The organism is Amphritea sp. GJ51-11 (assembly GCF_055808735.1).
In genome coordinates, this window is record NZ_CM147881.1 from 2,499,615 (window position 1) to 2,519,274 (window position 19,660).

Genomic DNA, 19,660 nt, shown 5'->3' on the forward strand with positions numbered 1-19,660 from the left:
TCGCTACTTTATCGGCTTAAGCGCCCCATTTAAAGACGATCCTCTTCGACACCATGGCAAGCTACCTGAGTACCATCATCAAGCAGGGTAAGCACGGGAATTTCCCGCTTGCAGCGCTCATTAGCATGGGGACAACGGCCATGAAACACACAGCCAGAAGGCAAGTTAACGGGCGTGGGGACTTCACCGCTTAGCTTAATGTAGTCGGGGCGGTCATCTTCTAAACGCGGAATAGCCGACATCAACGCCTGTGTATAGGGATGACGAGGGCTAGAAAATAGCTGTTTAGTCGATGCCAGCTCACACAATGTACCTAAGTACATCACCGCCACACGGGTACCAAAATGCTCAACGACCGAAAGGTCATGGGTAATAAACAGATAGGTTAAATTACGCTGTTCCTGTGCATCCATCATCAGGTTCAAAACCTGCGCCTGAATTGACACATCCAACGCTGAAATAGGCTCATCGGCCACGATAAACTCAGGGTTAACCGCTAATGCACGGGCAATACTGATACGCTGCCGCTGGCCACCCGAGAACTCATGGGAGTAACGCTCTCCCCAACTAGGGTCAACTCCAACCGATAACATCACCTCGGCGATTTTGTCCTGAATCTCACCGCGGGTCATCGACGGGTTATGAAACTTAATCGGCTCTTGCAAGGTTTCGACAATGGTCATCCGCGGATTCAACGAGGCATAGGGATTCTGAAAAATCATCTGCATCTTTTTACGATAAGGCAACATCTGCTTATCGCTCAAGTTATCAATACGCTCGCCTCGATACGCGATCTGCCCAGCGGTCGGCGAGAGTAACCCCATCACCGTTCTGGCAACCGTTGATTTACCACACCCAGACTCGCCGACCACACATAGGGCTTCGCCCTTCATCACATCAAGTGAAACCCCATTGATGGCATGCACATACTCTCGATGACGGGTTAACTTGCCACCTTTAAACTGCAATTGGTCTAGCAAATCGCCAGAGATAGAAAAACGTTTATATAAATCTCGGATCTGTACCAGTGAATTAGCTTGCTCTGCCATCATCAGACCTCTTTAATCAGCAATTTATCTTGCATAGGCTCAGCCACCATATGGCAAGCAACCTGACAGTTACCCGACTGAGTGAAAGACGGCAGTGCTTGTTTGCAGATATCCATGACATATTCACACCGAGGGTTAAACGAACATCCCTTAGGAATACGCTGTAAAGACGGCATCGTGCCCTTAATCTGATTCAGTTTCTGCCCCGGCAGCGCCATTTGCGGCAAGGCATTCATAAGCCCTTGCGTATAGGGGTGCTGTGCATCATTGATGATCTCTTTCGTCGGCCCCTGCTCGATAATACGCCCAGCATACATCACCAACATACGCTGAGTTACCTGCGAAACAACGCCCAAGTCATGGGTAATGAGGATCAATGCCACATTATTTTGCTCACACAGATTCAGCATCAAATCCATAATTTCCGCTTGGATGGTAACGTCCAGCGCCGTCGTTGGCTCATCGGCAATAATGATATCGGGGTCAAGCAACAAACCGATGGCAATGACAATACGTTGACGCATCCCACCAGAGAGTTCATGGGGGTATTGATCCAAACGTTTTTCCGGTGAGGGGATCTGCACCTGCTGCAATTTCTTCAGGGCGATACGTTTAGCATCCGCCTTCGAGATTTTGCGATGCGCTAAAAGACACTCGACCATCTGTACCCCGATGGTCAGCACCGGATTGAGGGTCATCATCGGGTCTTGAAAAATCATCGAGATACGGTTACCACGAATGGAACGTAGCTCTTCTGGGGCTAAACTTGCTAGATCTTTGCCTTCAAAATGCACACTGCCGGATGAAATATGGCCGGGGCGTGATAACAGATTGATAATCGAGAAACCCAGTACTGATTTACCCGCACCGGATTCACCCACCACACCCAGACGTCCACCGCGCTGCAGCGTAAAACTGACATCGCGCAATGCTTTAACCGCACCACTACGCAGGCCAAAGCAGACTTCTAAGTTATTAACTTCTAACAACGGCATGCGTTACCCCTTATACAGTTTTGGGTTAAGAACATCGCGCATCCAGTCGCCGAGCAGATTCATAACGAGGACAAGCACAATCAGCACAACACCGGGAATAACGGTAATCCACCACACACCAGAAAAAATATACTCAAAGCCACTCGAAATCAGCGACCCCAGCGAAGGCTGCGACACCGGCATACCCAGCCCCAAGAAAGATAATGAAGCTTCCGAGATAATCGCATTGGCGATCTGCACGGTCGAGATCACCAGAATAGGCGACAACGTATTCGGTAGAATATGGCGAAACATGATTCTTAGCCGCCCAAAGCCCATCACCCGCGCCGCATCGACATATTCTTTCTTTTTCTCGGCTAACACCGAAGCACGAATCGTACGTGCATATTGCGGCCACTCAGCAATACCGATCACCAAAATCAACATGATCATGGCCAGTTGTTGATACAGTTCGGTACCGAAGGTTGCCTGAAACACCGCCAACACAATAATAGCGACCATGAGCGTCGAGAAAGACAGCTGAATATCGGCGATACGCATCAAGAAACTATCGACCCGCCCGCCGATATAACCCGCCGTCAAGCCGATAACAATCCCCAACAGTGCTTGCAACGCCACCGCACAAAGCCCAATCATCAAGGACACCCGTGTGCCATAGAGAATGGTCGACAGCATATCCCGGCCCTGCGCGTCGGTGCCCAGAAGAAAGTCGCTTTCACCTTCCTCTTGCCAACTAGGCGGTATTTCTGAATTCATAATATCAATTTGAGAGGCATCGTATGGATCATACGGTGCGATCAATGAAGCGGAGACAGCCAGTACCACATAGGCTAAAAAAATCAAAAAACTTAGCTGGGCGACCCGGTCAATTTTAAAACTATGCCAAAAGTGCGATGCTTTAAAACGCTGTAAAGCGGTCGGCGGCTGTTCCATCTTTAAACTAGAATCAGACATTATTTTTTACCTGCCAGCTTAACGGTCGGATTAACCAAACCATAAATAAGATCAACCAAGGTATTGGTCACAACAAAGATGGCACCCACCACTATCAAATAAGCCACAATCAATGGCGTATCGACGCGATTCACCGCTTCAAGAAACAAAAAGCCCATACCTGGCCATTGGAAAACCGTTTCGGTCAAAATGGTGTAAGCCACCATGGTACCTATCTGCACGCCGCCCACTGTAATAACCGGCAACATGGTATTTTTGAGCGCATGTACAAAGTAGATACGTCTTGGGGAGATCCCCTTAGCCCAAGCAAACTTCACATATTCAGACTGCAACACTTCCATCATTTCTGAACGAATCAGGCGAATAAACAGCGGCAACATAATGGATGCTAAGGTGAAACTCGGCAATATCAGGTGTTTTAAACCGTCGACCGTCAAAAAGCCGGTTTCCCAACCTAACTGGTTGGAGGTTTCACCACGCCCATAGGAGGGCAGCCAGTTCAACTCAATGGCAAACAGGTAAATAAGCCCTATTGCCGTCAAGAATACCGGAATCGATATACCGACGATGCTCAAGCCCATCACTGTTTTTGAAAACCAACTCTGGGGGTTTATCGCAGAATACACACCAATCGGTACTGAAAAAAGAATGATAATAATGGTGGCGCCAAAGACTAACTCCAATGTCGCCGGTAGTTTTTTCATAATCACGTCAAACGCGGGTTTCTTGAAAAAATAGGAATCACCAAGGTCACCCTGCACTGCTTTTTTAGCGAAACGCAGATATTGCACCAGAAAGGGATCATTTAAGCCCATCTCTTCACGCAACGCTTGGCGTTCCTCTTCTGATACGGATTGCCCTACTAGCTCTCTCAGAGGATCACCTAAGTTATCCTGAATAGAAAAACTAATAAGGCTGATGACAAACATCACAACAACCGCTTGAAAAAACCGTTTTACAAAAAACGCAATCATGATGATCAGCCTTAGGGTTTGGCGTTGTTGTTCCAACGCCAGGTTATCTGCTTATTATTTTAGGGGGGCAACGCTCCCCAAAGGCTATAGTAATGCCTGAATACATAAAGCTGTAAACAGGCATTACAAAACGCGAGGTTTAAACTAAAGCGCGTTACTCTTTGATGACAAGGTCACCGATATAGGGGAAGTTCATGCCGTTAACAATAGGCGCAATATCAACACCTTTACGCGCACCCCAGCTGAGGTTCTGCCAATGCAGTGGCACAAAGCCAGCATCGTCATAGACGGCTTTTTCCATCGCTTGCATCAAGCTGGCACGTTTGACCGAGTCAGTCATTGCATTCGCTTCAGCCATCATCGCATCGACTTTAGGATTGCAGTAGTTACCACTGTTGTATTGTCCAGCACCTGTTTCTTTATTGGCACAGGCAGACAAAAACTCAAAGAAGTTGTTGGTATCTTCAGTATCTGAATGCCAACCAATCATCATCATATCAGCAGCACGCTCATCAAAGGCAGGCCAGTATTGTGCTTTTGGCATGGTTTTCAAATCCACCTTGATGTTGATTTTTGCCAACATAGACACCACCGCCTGAGCAATTTTCTCATCATTCACATAACGGTTATTAGGTGCCATCATGGTGACTGAGAAACCATCGCTATAGCCCGCTTCGGCCATCAACGCTTTCGCTTTTTTAAGGTCATAACGTGGCGTTAAGGCAGGGTTATAACCTAAATAGCCCTTAGGAGAGAACTGTGCCGCAGGCGTCGCAAACCCCTTCATGATTTTCTTAACGATGCCCTCTTGGTTGATCGCATAGTTAACCGCTTGACGAACGCGTACATCTTTAAAGGCTTCATTGCGCTCTTGGTTCATCTGAAAGGTAATGATGCGTGTGCCACTCATGGTGACCAAATCAACATTATCACTGCTTTCAATACGCTTATGATCCGTCGGTGGCACTGGGGCGATAAAATCGACATCTCCTGCCAGCAGAGCCGCTACCCGGGTCGGCGCTTCTTTGATCGGTGTGAAGACAATCTTATCAACGTTACCCGGGGAATTGGTATCCCAGTAATTCGGGTTACGCGCAAACTCAACTTTTACCCCCTGCTCGCGATAAGAAACCGTGAACGGTCCGGTACCCGAAATAGTCCGTGAGGCAAACGAATCACCATGCTTAACGAGCAAGTCTTTTGGCTTACCATTAGCATCTTCACCAGAGAAGAAAACGCTATCCATCGGGAACAGATAGGTCATGTTATTGAGGACGAGCGGGAATGGCTTAGCGGTGACTAAATCAAAAGTGTAATCATCGATAACATTGAGAGCTCTGAACGGCGCAAACACACCTTTAAAGTCTGGGGAGTCTTGTAAGCGTTTAAAGGTAAATTCAATATCTTTTGTCGAGAGCGTATTTCCGCTGTGGAACTTAACGCCTTTACGCAGATGGAAACGCATGGTGTTATCGTCAATACGTTCCCACTTTTCCGCCAAACGCGGCTCAAAGCCTAAATCCCTATCCCAACGAACTAATGGGTCATAGGTCATATGAGAAAGCTGCAGCGTACCGCCTGAAAGCTGTTCATATGGGTCAAGAGAAACAGGGTCTGCATCATAGGCCATTCTTAACGTAGCAGCCTGAGCACTGGCTATATTTAACGCAAGTGCGACACCTGCAAATAGCAAAGAGGTCTTTTTCATCTCGGTATCCCTTGTTAATGTTTTTGTTAGGGTCTTCATAGTCATTAGGACTCAAACCAGACTACCGGAACGCTGTCAGCATACCAATTGAGATTACAAGTGGGCCTATACACAATCTAAATAGCCATTTAATCAATTGTTTTTAAAGTAAATTAAAATAATAACTCAGCACTTTGACACAGAAATAAAGATCGAAAAATAAAAGTAACATCAAAACTACATTGGTATTTCACTGATAACCAACCGATCACAACCCTCATAAAATGAGATTTAGTAGTGCACTTTTGGGCATGAATGACAGCGATAATCTAGCCACAATTGTGTCGCCTTTAGGCCTTAATCATCGACGGACTAAGCTCTGCAGTACTGTATCAAAACGGGATAAAGCACAGGGATGGTTCAAGCAAAGCTGATTACTTATAGCCCGGCGCAAAAATTGAATGATTGACATGCCATATACGGCCTTTCTGTTTATTGGGTTAGCCTTTTCGATACCCTATACTCTTTCCATCCATCGTTTTAGCTATCTGACTACCTTCGGGGAGACCTCTAGAGTGAGGAAGAAATTCGTTTAGCGCTTTGATTAATCGCCTCGCGACAATGAGTTGTTTGGGCGAGCGATGCACGTTCTATCGCTGTGAAAAATGAGAAAATTATAATGAAACAATCAATTCATGAGTATCTTGCCGAGTTTGAAGACATACCCGGTACCCGGGTGTATACCGCCCAAAGAGGCCGGAAAGGCTATTGGCTAAATCAGTTTTGCATGAGTCTGATGACACCGGAAAACCGCGAACGCTTTAAAGCGGATGAGCGAGCCTACCTCGATGAATGGGCAATGACTGAAGCTCAGAAACAGACCATTCTTAATCGTGATTACAATGCAGCCCTCGATGAAGGCGGCAACATCTACTTTTTAGCCAAGGTATTTTCAACCGATGGCTTAAGCTTCTTACAAGCGGTCGGCACCATGACCGGCATGACCCCAGAAGACTACCAAGCAATGATGATCGCCGGCGGCCGCTCGCCAGAAGGCCTGCGCTCAATAAAGGATGGAAATTAATCATGGCAAGAATTACCGCAGGCATCGCCAGTAGTCATGTCCCCGCCATTGGCGCGGCCATCGATAACGGCAAAACCGAAGAGGCCTATTGGCAACCCCTGTTTGCAGGCTATGACTGGACCAAGCAGTGGCTAAAAGACGAGAAACCCGATGTCGTTATTCTGGTGTATAACGACCATGCGTCCGCCTTCTCGATGGATATAATCCCGACCTTCGCTATCGGCTGCGCTGAAGAGTATCAGTCGGCGGATGAAGGTTGGGGCCCAAGACCAGTACCACCGGTCGTTGGCGAACCTGATCTAGCATGGCACATTGCCCAGTCCTGCATCTTAGATGAATTCGATCTGACCATTATTAATAAAATGGATGTTGATCATGGCCTGACCGTACCGATGTCACTGATGTTTGGCCAGCCTGATGCTTGGCCGGTTAAAGTTGTACCAATTGCCGTTAATGTTGTGCAATACCCGCCACCAACAGGCAATCGCTGCTGGATGTTAGGTGAGGCCATTGCCCGCGCCGTAGAGAGTTTCCCTGAAGACCTCAATGTACAAATTTGGGGAACCGGTGGCATGAGCCACCAGCTACAAGGGCCACGGGCAGGACTAATTAACCAAGCATTTGATAACGCCTACCTAGATGATCTGACCGCCAACCCCCAACGCCTAAGAGAGATGCCTCACATCGAATATCTGCGTGAAGCAGGCTCTGAAGGTATTGAGATGGTTATGTGGCTGATTATGCGTGGCGCATTGGGCGATCATGTTAAACCGTTACACCGCCACTATCACGTACCAGGTTCAAACACTGCCGTGGGTCATCTGGTTTTAAAACCAGAGTAATCTAGCCCCATCGTCAAGTTTGTACTTTTGATTTGTTCTCAGGCCATCATCGCTATGGTCTGAGAACCCTCGTTTGACACTCTGAGTATTACCCCTGATCCCCCCGCCCACAGGCAAGACAATACCTGTAATGTAAGCGGCTTCATCTGAGGCTAAAAATAGAATAGCACTGGCTTGCTCAGCTGGTGTGCTATTGCGGGCCACGACATTGGTCCGTATCCCTTGTTAAACGCTCCCCCACTCAGAGCAAGCCATCAATGCATTTGCATTCTCTTCTGCTCTCCCTCATCAAAGTCGCTTAACTTAAATTCGATTGGTATTGACTATTAACTTTTTAAATACAATCAATTTAACCTATACACCCCGGTGATGCATCATAGATCTCGTTCCCAAACACATTATTCACTGGAGTGACTATCATGATCAACACAACTATCAAACCTTTCTCAGCTACAGCGTTCAAACAGGGCGAATTCGTCGATATCACTGAAGCCGATGTACTCGGTAAATGGGCCGTATTTTTCTTCTACCCTGCTGACTTCACCTTTGTCTGCCCTACCGAACTAGAAGACCTTGGTAGCAAATATGAAGAACTGAAAAAAATGGGTGTTGAAGTGTTCTCTGTCTCTACCGACACGCACTTCTGCCACAAAGCTTGGCACGACACTTCTGAAGCCATCGGCACCATCAACTACTACATGGTTGGTGATCAGACTGCCACTATTACTAACAACTTTGGTGTACTGCGTGAAGGCCAAGGCCTTGCGGATCGTGCAACCTTCTTGATCGATCCAGAAGGAGTGATTCAAGCGATGGAAATCACTGCAGAAGGTATTGGCCGTGATGCTGACGACCTGATGCGCAAAATCAAAGCCGCACAATATGTTGCAGCTCACCCAGGTGAAGTTTGCCCAGCAAAATGGAAAGAAGGTGAAGCGACATTGGCGCCATCATTGGATCTCGTCGGCAAAATCTGATCCACCAGCGATGACGGGCCTTTTATAGGCTACCCCATCTATAGGCTACCCCATCTATAGGCTACCCCATCGCCGAATAAAGACACCCACCATCACGCTTCTTAAAAGTGTTGATGGTGGGGGTTTGACCGACCACTCAATACCTTTTAACTCAATTCAATCCGGATGGTGATTTATGTTAGACAGCAACATGAAACAACAACTGGGCACCTACCTTCAGAAAATCGATAGTCCGATTGAGTTGACGGTGTCTGTAAACGAAACTCCAAAATCAAACGAGCTGGAATCACTCGCCAAAGAGATCGCTGAGCTATCAGCTAACATAAGCCTAAACATCAAAACCGATGATTCAGGCCGCGTACCCCGCATGGCGATTGCCCCTAAAGGAGAAGTCGCTAGGGTCACCTTTGCCGGTGTGCCGATGGGGCATGAGTTCACCTCGTTAGTGTTAGCCCTGCTACAAGCCAGTGGCTACCCGAGTAAAGAAAGTGAAGCGCTACAGGCGCAGGCAAAAAGCCTGACTAAGCCGCTTAATTTTGAAGTCTACATCTCGCTGTCATGCCACAACTGCCCCGATGTAGTTCAGGCAATTAACCTGATGGCGATACTGAACCCGAATATCAACGCAACCATGATCGATGGTGGTGTCTTCCCACAAGAAGTGGAAGAGCTCGGTATCATGGCGGTGCCAACACTGATGTTAAACGGCCAGCCCTTTGGCAATGGCCGCATGACCTTAGAAGAGATTATTAACAAAGTCGATGATAGTGCCGATGAGAAACAAGCCGCAGCGCTTGCCGCTAAAGCCCCTTTTGATGTGCTGGTCGTCGGTGGTGGCCCCGCCGGCGCATCCGCCGCGATTTACGCCGCCCGTAAAGGCATTCGTACCGGTATTGTCGCTGATCGTTTTGGTGGTCAGGTGATGGATACCATGGCTATCGAGAACTTTATTTCGGTTAAGGCAACCGAGGGGCCTCGGCTGGTCGCAGGGCTAGAAGAGCACGTCAAAGAGTATGACATCGATGTGATGACGAACCAGCGTGCCGTCGATATCCGAGATATAACCGAGCCTGATGGCCAACAGATCAAACAGGTTGAACTGGAGAACGGTGCCATCTTAACCGCTAAATCCGTTATTTTAGCGACCGGAGCCCGCTGGCGCAAAATGAACGTCCCCGGCGAAGAACAATATAAAACGAAAGGGGTTGCCTTTTGTCCGCACTGTGATGGCCCGCTATTTAAAGGCAAACCGGTAGCCGTCATTGGTGGCGGCAACTCCGGCATAGAAGCCGCAATTGATCTCGCAGGCATCGTTGAACACGTAACGGTATTGGAGTTTTCCGACATCTTACGGGCCGATGCGGTGCTGGTGAAAAAAGCAGAATCACTGCCTAACATCACCATCATTAAAGAGGCGATGACCACCGAAGTACTGGGGGATGGCAATAAGGTCACTGGCCTTACGTATATGGATCGCACCACCGACGAAAGCCACATTGTCAATGTAGACGGTATTTTCGTCCAGATCGGTTTAGTGCCCAACAGCGACTTTTTGAAAAGCACTATCGAACTGAGCAACCGAGGAGAGATAGTCATCGACAACCGTGGCCAAACCAGTATGCCCGGCGTGTTTGCTGCTGGTGATGTCACCACCGTACCGTTCAAGCAGATCATTATCTCCATGGGCGCCGGTGCAACCGCTGCCCTCGAGGCGTTTGATTACTTGATCCGTCAGTAATCAAAGCGTCAACCGGCGTTGCATTCAATTCATCTAAAAAGCCACCGCCCAACAGCGGTGGCTTTTCCATCTTCCTTATGCCTGAACAATAGCGTGATATAGCCATCAGATTGTTCATTACAGCCCTATCGATGACGGGTGGCATGCTCTGGCTTTTGCAAGCGAGTCCCGTCGAGCCCGAGTGACGTGTGATACAGCGGTAAAGAACTTGCGGCATTCGCATTACAAGGTTGTTTTAAGGTTCCATTCATCCATGCTATATACTCTGAACAGTAACGAGGGAGTGAACACTCAGCTCTCGCAATATAAATCACAATAGGGACATGCATGAAACTTAAATTACTACTATCTAGCATCGCGATCTCTATCGCATTTTCATCGACAGCTCTGGCAATTGGCGGCGATGATCCCATCCCAGGCATTGATATCATCATCAAGAAATCCGCACTGTGCCACCCACACTGTGATGAAAAAGCACCGATTGCTCCCAGTGCAAGTGGTAGCGGGACCTCCGTTCAAGGCAGTCATGCTGTCAAGAAGGTGAATTCTGTGCGTTCACCCAGCGTTAAGATGAAGCAAGGTGACCCGAATGCTAACCGTTATGATTTTAAAACAGAATAAAGAATTTTCGATCGAGTCGCGTCCCTCAAGCAAACGACACAATCGTTTCGAACTAAGAACTACGTGCTCTTTTCACTCGGGTCAGCACACTTAAAAAGCGCTCATTCAATACCCTATAATGATAGAAAATGGCCTTAACCAGATATTCCGTCTTCCAAGTGCTTGGTTCATAATTGAGATAGCAATCTCCCCACAGAACACTTCATCACGATTACCCGATAGGTTAAAGAAACAGATAGCTGACCGTGGGTTAAACCATGAAGAATCAGACCGATACTGATCGGCGTTTCCATCATAGAGATCAGATAGGAGCCCCATAAAACAGATTCCTTGGGGCGTTTGATTACTTGATACGTCACTAATTAAAGCGCCAGCGGCGTTACATTCAGCTAGTCTAAAAAGCTACCGTCCAACCACGGCCACTTTTTCACATCGACAATGTATATCGATCACACAGGTCTTTCGTCATATTTTACTGACATTCACAACGACCAGTACAGCCAATAGGATCGTTATGATATTGACCTGAGAGACTCCCCCACACTTCACGCTACTGCCTACAACTAAAAAAATACCCACAAAACGGCTTTAGATCATAAAGTTACACATATATCATGGGTGCAGCCGCACGCCCTTCCCCCTTAAGCTGGCGCCTTGATGTGCATGCACATTGATAAAAATAACAATGAAAAGAGACAACCGATGCAGATGTTAGCGGTGCTGATTAACCCGGTATTACCGGTTTTTGCCATTTTGGCGTTAGGGTTTTATTTAGGCCGCTGTAAAAAACTCAGTGATGAGCAGGCAAAGAGCATTAACTGGGTCGCGACCGCTGTTTTTCTCCCCATCCTCGTCTTAGGCTTGGTCAGCAATGCGCCGATTGAGCAGTTTAGTCTCGCACCGCTATGCGCTTACCTGTCGGCTGAGGCCGTACTGATAACGCTGGCATTCTGGTTAGGGCGCAAGCTTGGGTTGGAAAAACAGGAAGCCGTTTTGATGTCAGTCGGCTGCGTCTTCGTCAACAATGTGTTTCTGGTACTACCCATCAGTCAATTCCTGTTCGGCAGTGAAAATACTACCGCGATCATTGCCATTGTGACCTTGGATACCATTTTGTTATTTACCGGCACCTTGTTTGCCCTCGAACTGACCCGCCCAGAGCGCCCCTCATTAGGCCGCGTTATTAGCATTGTGGCACGTTTGCCGCTGATTATTGCCATCGCAGTAGGGTTACTGCTAAACCTTCTTCAAATACAACTCCCCGATGCGATAGCAACCTTCATTAGTTTTAATGGCAAAGCCGCAGCCCCCCTTGCGCTACTGGCACTGGGCGTGGTGCTGTCACAAATATCACTGCATCCAGATAAAATCGTCTGGCTGTTTACCGGACTGAAACTAATTGTGTTGCCACTCTTTGTTTGGCTCACCCTGTCCTTCTTTGCCCCACAAACGCAAGATAGCAGCCTCTATATGCTCAGTTCCGCTGGGCCGATCACCACCGCAGTATTCTCTTTTGGGATGCTGTATGGCATACATACCCAACGTATTGCCCAGTTACTGGTTTTGACCACGCTATTCAGCCTAATCTCATTGGCGGCATTGGCCTGACAAGCAGAACGTCAATAAGCGCTCAGGAGTGCATCGCCACCTTGCGGTATACTCAGCACAACCAACAATAATAAAATAACCGGAAGCGTTCCCCTCATGCGAAAAGACCTTTCAATATCAGCGGTTACGGCGGGCTTACTGGCTGTGTTGATCTCCTATTCCGGGCCTTTGGTTATTTTCTACCAAGCCGCACTGAGTGCCGATATCTCCAGCGAGATGATCTCCTCCTGGGTTTGGGCCGTTTCCATGGGCGCGGCCGTATCCGGCATTTTTCTTAGCATCTGGTTTAAGGCTCCGATCATTACCGCTTGGTCTGCACCGGGCACCGCCTTGCTGATCACTCTATTTCCCGAACTTTCACTAAATGAAGCGGTGGGGGCATATATTACGGCGGCGGTCATACTGATCATGATCGGCTTTTCCGGCTACTTCGACCGTATTATGAATATCATCCCTCGAGGCATAACCTATGCCATGCTAGCGGGTATCCTATTTCAGTTTGGTGTGAATGCCTTCCTCTCCATCGAGGTCATGCCGGAACTGAGCATTCTGATGATCAGTAGCTACCTTATTTTTCGTCGACTGCTGCCCAAATACTGCCTGCTTCTGCTGCTAGGCATCGGCCTCCTCGGAGCCATCGCTCTGGGTGAAACGAATCTGCAGTCGGTGTCATTCAACCTTACGGTACCGATCTTTATCGCCCCTGAATTCACCTTCAGTGCAACCCTTAGCCTTGCCTTACCCTTGGTGATTGTGAGCCTGAGCGGACAGTTTTTACCGGGCTTTGCCATCCTCAAAGCCTCGGGGTTTAATACGCCGGCCAGGCCTATCTTTCTCTGTACCGGCGGCATCTCGCTCATCACCGCATTGTTTGGGGGGATCACGACCGCCATTGCGGCCATAACGGCAGCACTGTGTACCGGTAAAGATGCACACCCCGATCACTCTAAGCGCTATGTTGCCGGCATCGCCAATGGTGTGTTTTATCTAATCGGCGCGACCTTTTCCGGCACCATCATTGCGTTATTTACCGCCCTACCTGATCACTTTGTCGCAGTACTCGCCGGATTGGCGTTGCTCGGCGCGATCTCCAGTAATCTACTCGGCGCCGCACAGGAAACCACTCACTTTGAAGCATCATTGATCACCTTTATCGTCACCGCCTCAGGTATGAACTACCTCGGTATTGGCGCGGCTTTTTGGGGTGTTATTATTGGTTTGATCAGCTATCTTGTGCTGTACCAGCCATTTGGATTTACAAGCGGCTTAAAACAACGAAAATAACGTTACGTGAACCCAGTGTCAGCAGGCCCATATGACCGCTATATAGATAACAAAGCCGATTCGAAATTGCGATTCAGCGCTTAAACCGTCATCATATAGGCCGTTTATAACTGTCACGGTATACAAAGCATCATGAGTAATTTCACCGACGTATCTTATCTAAACACGGTCTTTGGTAATCTGAAGGGCGATCTGCAGAACCCCGACTGGGAAAAAGCGGGCAAACAACTGCATCTGATTCAGGAAGAGCTAGCTGAACTGGTGGAGGGGATTAACAATAAAGATATGTCTGAAGTACGTGATGCGGTAGCGGACATCCTTGTGGTTACCTACGGTATGGCGCATATCCTTGGCATCGATGCCGATACTGATATGTCAGCGGTACAGGCCAGCAACCTATCAAAACTGTGTAAAACAGAAGATGAAGTCGAGCAAACACTGGCCTACTATCGCACCGAAGTAGGTCTGAATGTTTACCGTGGAGGCGAGCTACCCGAAGCCTTTATCAAATCGGCAGAAGATCAAACCGGTAAAGATGGCAAATTCTACCCCGGCCATAAGTTTCTTAAATGCATCAACTGGCATGAGCCTAAACTGGTCTGACAACCCTCTTACCTCTTTAGCCATTCGGTCAAACGCACATTCCGCAAGCTCACTCAAACGGTGCCCATGGCACCGTTTTTAATATCCGTTCACGGCTAACAGTCGCAGGTCAATTATGCTTTGCGGGTCGCTGTTTTTCTCGGCTTACTCGGTTTTTTAGTTTTCGCTGGCCCGCGCTTAGTCCCATTGGCCGGTTTACGTGTGCCCGTTCGGCTGGTACGTCGCTTTGGCTTGGGTTTAGGACTGAGGGCCTTGAGCGTATCCGGAATAACCACTTGGGATGACTGAGCAATCAACTCTTTTAGCCGCTCCGTCAGCGGTTGCATAAAACTATTATAGCTCGCCTCTTGCTGACACACTCGACCTAGCTCTGCTTCCCATACAGCGGTCATATCCGGAGTCGTCGCACTTTCGGGTAAACAGTTGATCAGCGCCCGGCCAACCTCAGTAGAGCGTATGGCTTTACCTTCACGGCTAAGAAAGCCTCGAGTGAACAGCAGTTCGATAATCCCCGCACGTGTTGCTTCGGTGCCTAGACCATCCGTTTCTTTTAATACTTTACGAATCTCCGGATCGGTAACATAACGGCCAATGCCAGTCATCGCGGCTAACAAAGTTGCGTCGGTGAAGTATTTAGGCGGCTGGGTATTTTTTTCATCCAACACCCCATCAACACAGGTTAATGACTGCCCCTCCCGCAAGACCGGTAGGCTACTGTGTTTTTCTGCCGCATCGGACAGCAAAGGTTTCCAGCCAAGGCGCTTGGTCTGATGCGCACTGGCAATAAACTGGCCACCAGCAATACGCAGATCAACCCGAGTATCATCATATTCATAAGGCGACATAAACTGCGCCAGATAATAACGACTCACTAAGATGTAGAGCTTACGTTCAGCATCACTCAGCGAAGCCAGATTTGCCTGACGAGTAGTGGGAATAATCGCATGGTGAGCACTGACTTTCTTATTGTTCCAGGCAGCGGAACGCCGACTAGCATCAATTTGTGGCAAATGTTCAGCAAGGCTTTGCTGATTGCTCATGATGCTTGCGATCACGTCCCCCGCCTGAGCAAAATGATCTTCCGGCAGATACCGGCAATCAGAACGCGGGTAGGTTAACAATTTATGGCGTTCATACAATGTCTGGCAGCTATCCAATACCGCTTTGGCGCTCATGCCAAAACGTTTAGCCGCTTCTATCTGTAAGCTAGACAAGCTAAAAGGTAACGGGGCATTTTCACGCTTACGTTTTTGCGTCAGGCTCAGTAACTCTGCCGGTTGACCTTTGATCCGGTTGATCACCGTTTCCGCCAGTTTACGGTTTAATACTCGCCCTTCCTCATCCTGATAAGGCTGACAGTTTTCACTCGGTTTCCATTTGGCATTAAAACGCTCTCCCGCTTCTGTTTCTATTACCGCTTGCACCTCGTAAAAGGGCTTTGAGACAAAGTTATCAATCTCAGCATCACGCCGCACAACCAAGCCCAATAAGGGAGTCTGCACCCGCCCCACCGACAGCACCCCCTGATAACCCGCTTTACGCCCCTGAATACTGTAGGCGCGGGTCATATTGATGCCGTAAATCCAATCCGCGCGAGAGCGCGCCAATGCTGAAACAGATAACGGTATAAATTCAGAGTTAGCTTTTAAATTATGTAGCGCTGCACTAACGGCTTTAGGGTTAAGGTCACTGATCAAGACGCGCTGGGCAGTGCGTTTCTTTGTTTCACTCGCACCGAGGTAGTTAATCACCTCATCCACCAGCAACTGGCCCTCCCGGTCAGGATCGCCAGCGTGAACCAACTGTTTTGATTGCCGGATTAAACGCCGCAACACCGTTAACTGAGAACGGGTTTTAGTGCGCGGCTTTAGCTTCCACTCCGCCGGGATAATCGGCAGATGCTCAAAGCGCCAGGGTTTAAAATCTGGGTTGTAGTCCGCCGGATCAGCCAATTCGAGCAGGTGCCCTAAGCACCAACTGACACAATCACCATTACCTAGCTCAATAAAACCATCCTGTTTTTTATGGGGTTTCGGCAACACATCCGCGATGGCGCGGGCAAGGCTGGGCTTTTCTGCTATGTATAGAATCATGGTTAAAAAGTACTGGTTAAATATACAGACAAGTTATCCCAATTTGATCGATGACGCTAGCGACAGGCACAAAAAAAGCAGCCTTCGCTGCTTTTTTAAGCCTCGACGAGACTTATGCGCCAATCTTGGGTGTGACATAAGCCTGTTCAAGATAGTGAATAATGTCGGAGGATTCATACATCCAACGCACTTCGCCATCGGCCTCATCAATACGCAGGCAGGGAACTTTCAGCCGACCACCACCCTCTAGCAGTTCTTGACGGTACAATTCGACCTTTTTGGCATCACGCAACTCAATATTCAGACCGTTACGACGCAGCGCGCGGCGCACCTTAACGCAAAACGGACACGCCTCATACTGATAGAGAGATAAGTGAGCGGTGCGAAGATCTAACTCACGCTGCTGCTCAGGATCTCTTTTAATCGCCCGAGGACGAAATACAAAATTCAATAGCAGGATAATCCTACCCAGAAACCAACGAATAAATGCCACTCTGATAACTCCTTAATTCGGGCCTGATGGCAACCGGTTAATTCGCGCGACAGTATATCACTACCTTAATCAATTGTTCCTGTAAAAAATCAGGGCTTAACCCGAGGCCGATTGATTGTATAATGTTAAATTATTACGACAGCCGCTGAACTTATCGCATCGATACCGGTCTACCGCTGTCCAGCTTTGCCTGAAAACCAGGTTTCGGTTTTAGGGGGGAAGGCTGAACGTCTACACACACAGGAAGAACATGAATTCGTCAAATAAACTCCCAAAAAAGCCATGGATCGCATGCCTTTTTGCCGTGGCACTTTCAACCTCGGCTGACGCCGCTAATTATGTTAGCGATGATGTCTATACCTTTTATCACGGTGGTCCAGGAACGGAATACCGGATTACCGGGCGGATACGCAGTGGCTCACCAGTCACCGTGCTTAATCGTAATGAGAAAACGGATTTCATTCAGATTAAGACCCCGAGTGGCAAAGTTGGTTGGATGCCCGCCGACAAGATCTCATCAGGTATTAGCTTAGCGACCCGCTATCCAAAACTGCAAGAGCAACTAAAACAGAATGAAGAGAATCTGGCGGCGCAGGCTGAAGAGATCTTAGCGTTAAAACAACAGAATCAGAGCCTTGCCGGCCAAAATGCGGGAAATGCGGGTAAAGTATCGGCCCTTGAGGAAGAGATCGTCAGCCTCAACCGCACCATCAATGGTATGGATGAAAGCAATCTGATGCGCTGGTTTACCTACGGTGGCTTAGTCGCCTTCGGTGGATTACTACTAGGTTTAATGATTCCTTATCTGCCAAAACGTAGAAAGCGTCATGACACCTGGTAATCTGCGGGGCTAGCGGCAGCTAAAAGCCCCCAGATGCCATTAACCGGCCGAAATCATGTTGCAAAGGTGAGCCTCCAGCGTTAACGGAGGCTCATACCTTAAATTCATATCGACCGTTAATCGTTGGCTTTATCGCGTAAGACAAACTTCTGAATTTTTCCGGTTGAGGTTTTTGGTAACGGACCGAAAACGACTTTCTTCGGTGTTTTAAAGTTCGCCATATTCTCACGGCAGAAATCAATTATCTCCTGCTCAGACACTTCCGCGCCCTCTTTTAGGGTGACAAAGGCACAGGGCACTTCACCCCACTTCTCATCATCTCGGGCAACAACCGCCGCTTCCATAACACTCTTATTGCGATATAACACATCTTCGACTTCAATCGAGGAAATGTTTTCCCCTCCGGAGATAATAATATCTTTTGAGCGATCCTTAATTTCAATATAACCATCGGGATGCCACACGGCTAAATCACCGGAATGGAACCAACCTCCGGCAAAGCTTTCTTCAGTGGTGGTCGGGTTTTTCAGGTAACCCTTCATCACCAGATTACCACGCATAAAGATCTCACCCATGGTGAGGCCATCTTGAGGCACCGGCTCGAGTGTAGTCGGATCCGCGACCATCAGCCCATCAAGCATCGGCGCCCGAACACCCTGACGGGATTTCAATCGCGCAATCTCTTCGTCGTTTCGATCATTCCATTCCTGATGCCACTCACATACGACCGATGGCCCGTAGGTTTCGGTCAGCCCATAAACATGGGTAACATCGAAGCCCATCGCTTCCACCCCCTGAATCACGGCGGCCGGTGGCGCAGCTCCGGCGGTCATCACTTTAACCTGATGATCAATACCCGCTTTCATCTCATCCGGCGCGTTATTCAACATATTCAAGACAATCGGCGCACTACAGAAGTGATTAACCTTCTCATCTTTAATCGCTGAGTAAATATCATCGGCCCGAACATGACGCAAACAGACACTCACGCCGCTAGATGCGGCCAGACTCCAAGGGAAACACCAACCATTGCAGTGGAACATCGGCAGTGTCCAGAGATACACCGGGTGATGCCCCATATCCCAAGAAACGATATTACTCATCGCATTCAGATACGCGCCCCGATGATGGTAAACCACCCCTTTCGGGTTGCCCGTTGTTCCTGAGGTATAGTTGAGGGTAATGGCATCCCACTCATCTTCCGGCATCTGCCAAGCATAAGCTGCATCGCCGGTGGCAATGAAGGCTTCATAATCGGTGGAGCCAATCAACTTACCGCCTTCATAATAGGGATCATCAATATCGATCACTAACGGCTTATGGGGGATCATTTTAAGTGCTTGATCAATGACCTCAGAAAACTCTCGATCCACCATAATCACTTTCGCTTCGCCGTGCTGCAGAATAAAAGCGATCGCTTCGGCATCCAGACGCACGTTCAGCGCATTTAGCACCGCACCACACATCGGCACACCAAAATGCGCCTCAAACAGTTCGGGTAGGTTCGGCGCCATCACCGCGACCGTATCCCCTTTTCCAATCCCATTCTGAACCAAGGCGCTGGCTAACTGACGGCAGCGATCATACGTTTCCGACCAGTTACGTCGGGTTTGCTGATGCACCACCGCTGTATGGTTAGGAAAGACGAAAGCGGAACGCTCGAGAAAGCTTAATGGGCTCATAGCAGAAAAGTTGGCGCTGTTCTTATCCAAGCCAAACTGATATGGATTCGAGTGTTTTGACATAGTAGTTAATCCCTGAACATTGCTGTATCCGCGATCAGCCAGCGGGCCCAGCAGTATTTTTATTGTGAAAAC

At 48.4% G+C, this 19,660-nt stretch carries 18 protein-coding genes; 9 read left to right on the top strand and 9 right to left on the bottom strand.

Features of this window, described 5'->3' with window-relative positions; genetic code table 11:
* Positions 1–29 precede the first annotated feature (29 nt).
* From AC0L4K_RS11190 to AC0L4K_RS11210, 5 genes are all read right to left on the bottom strand, one after another.
* Complete coding sequence (locus tag AC0L4K_RS11190) at positions 30–1,052, bottom strand: ABC transporter ATP-binding protein (RefSeq protein ID WP_473266151.1); 1,023 nt, start codon at positions 1,050–1,052, stop codon at positions 30–32.
* Positions 1,052–2,044, bottom strand: coding sequence for an ABC transporter ATP-binding protein (locus AC0L4K_RS11195; protein ID WP_473266153.1), 993 nt, complete (start codon positions 2,042–2,044; stop codon positions 1,052–1,054). Before AC0L4K_RS11195 ends, AC0L4K_RS11190 begins: the two co-directional genes overlap by 1 nt.
* 3 nt (positions 2,045–2,047) lie before the next feature.
* Positions 2,048–2,998, bottom strand: a complete 951-nt coding sequence (locus AC0L4K_RS11200) for an ABC transporter permease (RefSeq protein WP_473266155.1) — start codon at positions 2,996–2,998, stop codon at positions 2,048–2,050.
* Positions 2,998–3,972 (bottom strand): ABC transporter permease, encoded by a 975-nt coding sequence (locus AC0L4K_RS11205; protein ID WP_473266157.1) that lies wholly within the window; start codon positions 3,970–3,972, stop codon positions 2,998–3,000. Before AC0L4K_RS11205 ends, AC0L4K_RS11200 begins: the two co-directional genes overlap by 1 nt.
* A 154-nt stretch (positions 3,973–4,126) precedes the next feature.
* A complete protein-coding gene (locus AC0L4K_RS11210; RefSeq protein ID WP_473266159.1) occupies positions 4,127–5,680 on the bottom strand; it encodes an ABC transporter substrate-binding protein in 1,554 nt (517 codons plus the stop codon).
* Between the two features lie 658 nt (positions 5,681–6,338).
* Here AC0L4K_RS11210 and ligA point away from each other — a divergent pair.
* Positions 6,339–6,743, top strand: a complete 405-nt coding sequence (gene ligA, locus AC0L4K_RS11215) for a protocatechuate 4,5-dioxygenase subunit alpha (protein ID WP_417222326.1) — start codon at positions 6,339–6,341, stop codon at positions 6,741–6,743.
* Positions 6,744–6,745: 2 nt separating this feature from the next.
* On the top strand, positions 6,746–7,585 hold the full coding sequence (locus tag AC0L4K_RS11220) for a class III extradiol dioxygenase subunit beta (protein ID WP_473266160.1): 840 nt from the start codon (positions 6,746–6,748) through the stop codon (positions 7,583–7,585).
* Here AC0L4K_RS11220 and AC0L4K_RS11225 read toward each other — a convergent pair.
* On the bottom strand, positions 7,571–7,789 hold the full coding sequence (locus tag AC0L4K_RS11225) for an SDR family oxidoreductase (protein ID WP_473266162.1): 219 nt from the start codon (positions 7,787–7,789) through the stop codon (positions 7,571–7,573). The genes AC0L4K_RS11220 and AC0L4K_RS11225 overlap by 15 nt on opposite strands.
* 215 nt (positions 7,790–8,004) lie before the next feature.
* Here AC0L4K_RS11225 and ahpC point away from each other — a divergent pair, with 215 nt between their 5' ends.
* From ahpC to AC0L4K_RS11255, 6 genes are all read left to right on the top strand, one after another.
* Positions 8,005–8,562, top strand: coding sequence for an alkyl hydroperoxide reductase subunit C (gene ahpC, locus AC0L4K_RS11230; protein WP_126158103.1), 558 nt, complete (start codon positions 8,005–8,007; stop codon positions 8,560–8,562).
* Positions 8,563–8,737: 175 nt separating this feature from the next.
* Positions 8,738–10,300: an alkyl hydroperoxide reductase subunit F gene (ahpF, locus tag AC0L4K_RS11235; RefSeq protein WP_473266163.1), complete on the top strand. Its 1,563-nt coding sequence runs from the start codon at positions 8,738–8,740 to the stop codon at positions 10,298–10,300.
* 327 nt (positions 10,301–10,627) lie between these two features.
* Complete coding sequence (locus AC0L4K_RS11240; RefSeq protein ID WP_417222316.1) at positions 10,628–10,921, top strand: hypothetical protein; 294 nt, start codon at positions 10,628–10,630, stop codon at positions 10,919–10,921.
* Positions 10,922–11,623: 702 nt separating this feature from the next.
* Positions 11,624–12,529, top strand: coding sequence for an AEC family transporter (locus AC0L4K_RS11245; RefSeq protein WP_473266165.1), 906 nt, complete (start codon positions 11,624–11,626; stop codon positions 12,527–12,529).
* A 96-nt stretch (positions 12,530–12,625) separates the two neighbouring features.
* Complete coding sequence (locus AC0L4K_RS11250) at positions 12,626–13,813, top strand: benzoate/H(+) symporter BenE family transporter (protein WP_473266168.1); 1,188 nt, start codon at positions 12,626–12,628, stop codon at positions 13,811–13,813.
* Positions 13,814–13,945: 132 nt separating this feature from the next.
* Positions 13,946–14,416, top strand: coding sequence for a nucleoside triphosphate pyrophosphohydrolase family protein (locus AC0L4K_RS11255; RefSeq protein ID WP_417222306.1), 471 nt, complete (start codon positions 13,946–13,948; stop codon positions 14,414–14,416).
* 113 nt (positions 14,417–14,529) lie between these two features.
* Here AC0L4K_RS11255 and AC0L4K_RS11260 read toward each other — a convergent pair whose 3' ends face one another.
* Complete coding sequence (locus AC0L4K_RS11260) at positions 14,530–16,509, bottom strand: DNA topoisomerase III (protein WP_473266169.1); 1,980 nt, start codon at positions 16,507–16,509, stop codon at positions 14,530–14,532.
* Positions 16,510–16,621: 112 nt separating this feature from the next.
* Positions 16,622–17,002 carry a glutathione S-transferase N-terminal domain-containing protein gene (locus tag AC0L4K_RS11265; RefSeq protein ID WP_417222302.1) on the bottom strand — a complete coding sequence of 127 codons (381 nt, stop codon included), beginning with the start codon at positions 17,000–17,002 and terminating at the stop codon, positions 16,622–16,624.
* A gap of 250 nt (positions 17,003–17,252) precedes the next feature.
* On the opposite strand from AC0L4K_RS11265, the gene AC0L4K_RS11270 reads away from it, so the two are divergent.
* Positions 17,253–17,843 (top strand): TIGR04211 family SH3 domain-containing protein, encoded by a 591-nt coding sequence (locus AC0L4K_RS11270; protein ID WP_417222300.1) that lies wholly within the window; start codon positions 17,253–17,255, stop codon positions 17,841–17,843.
* A gap of 116 nt (positions 17,844–17,959) precedes the next feature.
* Here AC0L4K_RS11270 and AC0L4K_RS11275 read toward each other — a convergent pair whose 3' ends face one another.
* Positions 17,960–19,588 carry an acyl-CoA synthetase gene (locus tag AC0L4K_RS11275; RefSeq protein ID WP_473266172.1) on the bottom strand — a complete coding sequence of 543 codons (1,629 nt, stop codon included), beginning with the start codon at positions 19,586–19,588 and terminating at the stop codon, positions 17,960–17,962.
* Positions 19,589–19,660: the final 72 nt, after the last annotated feature.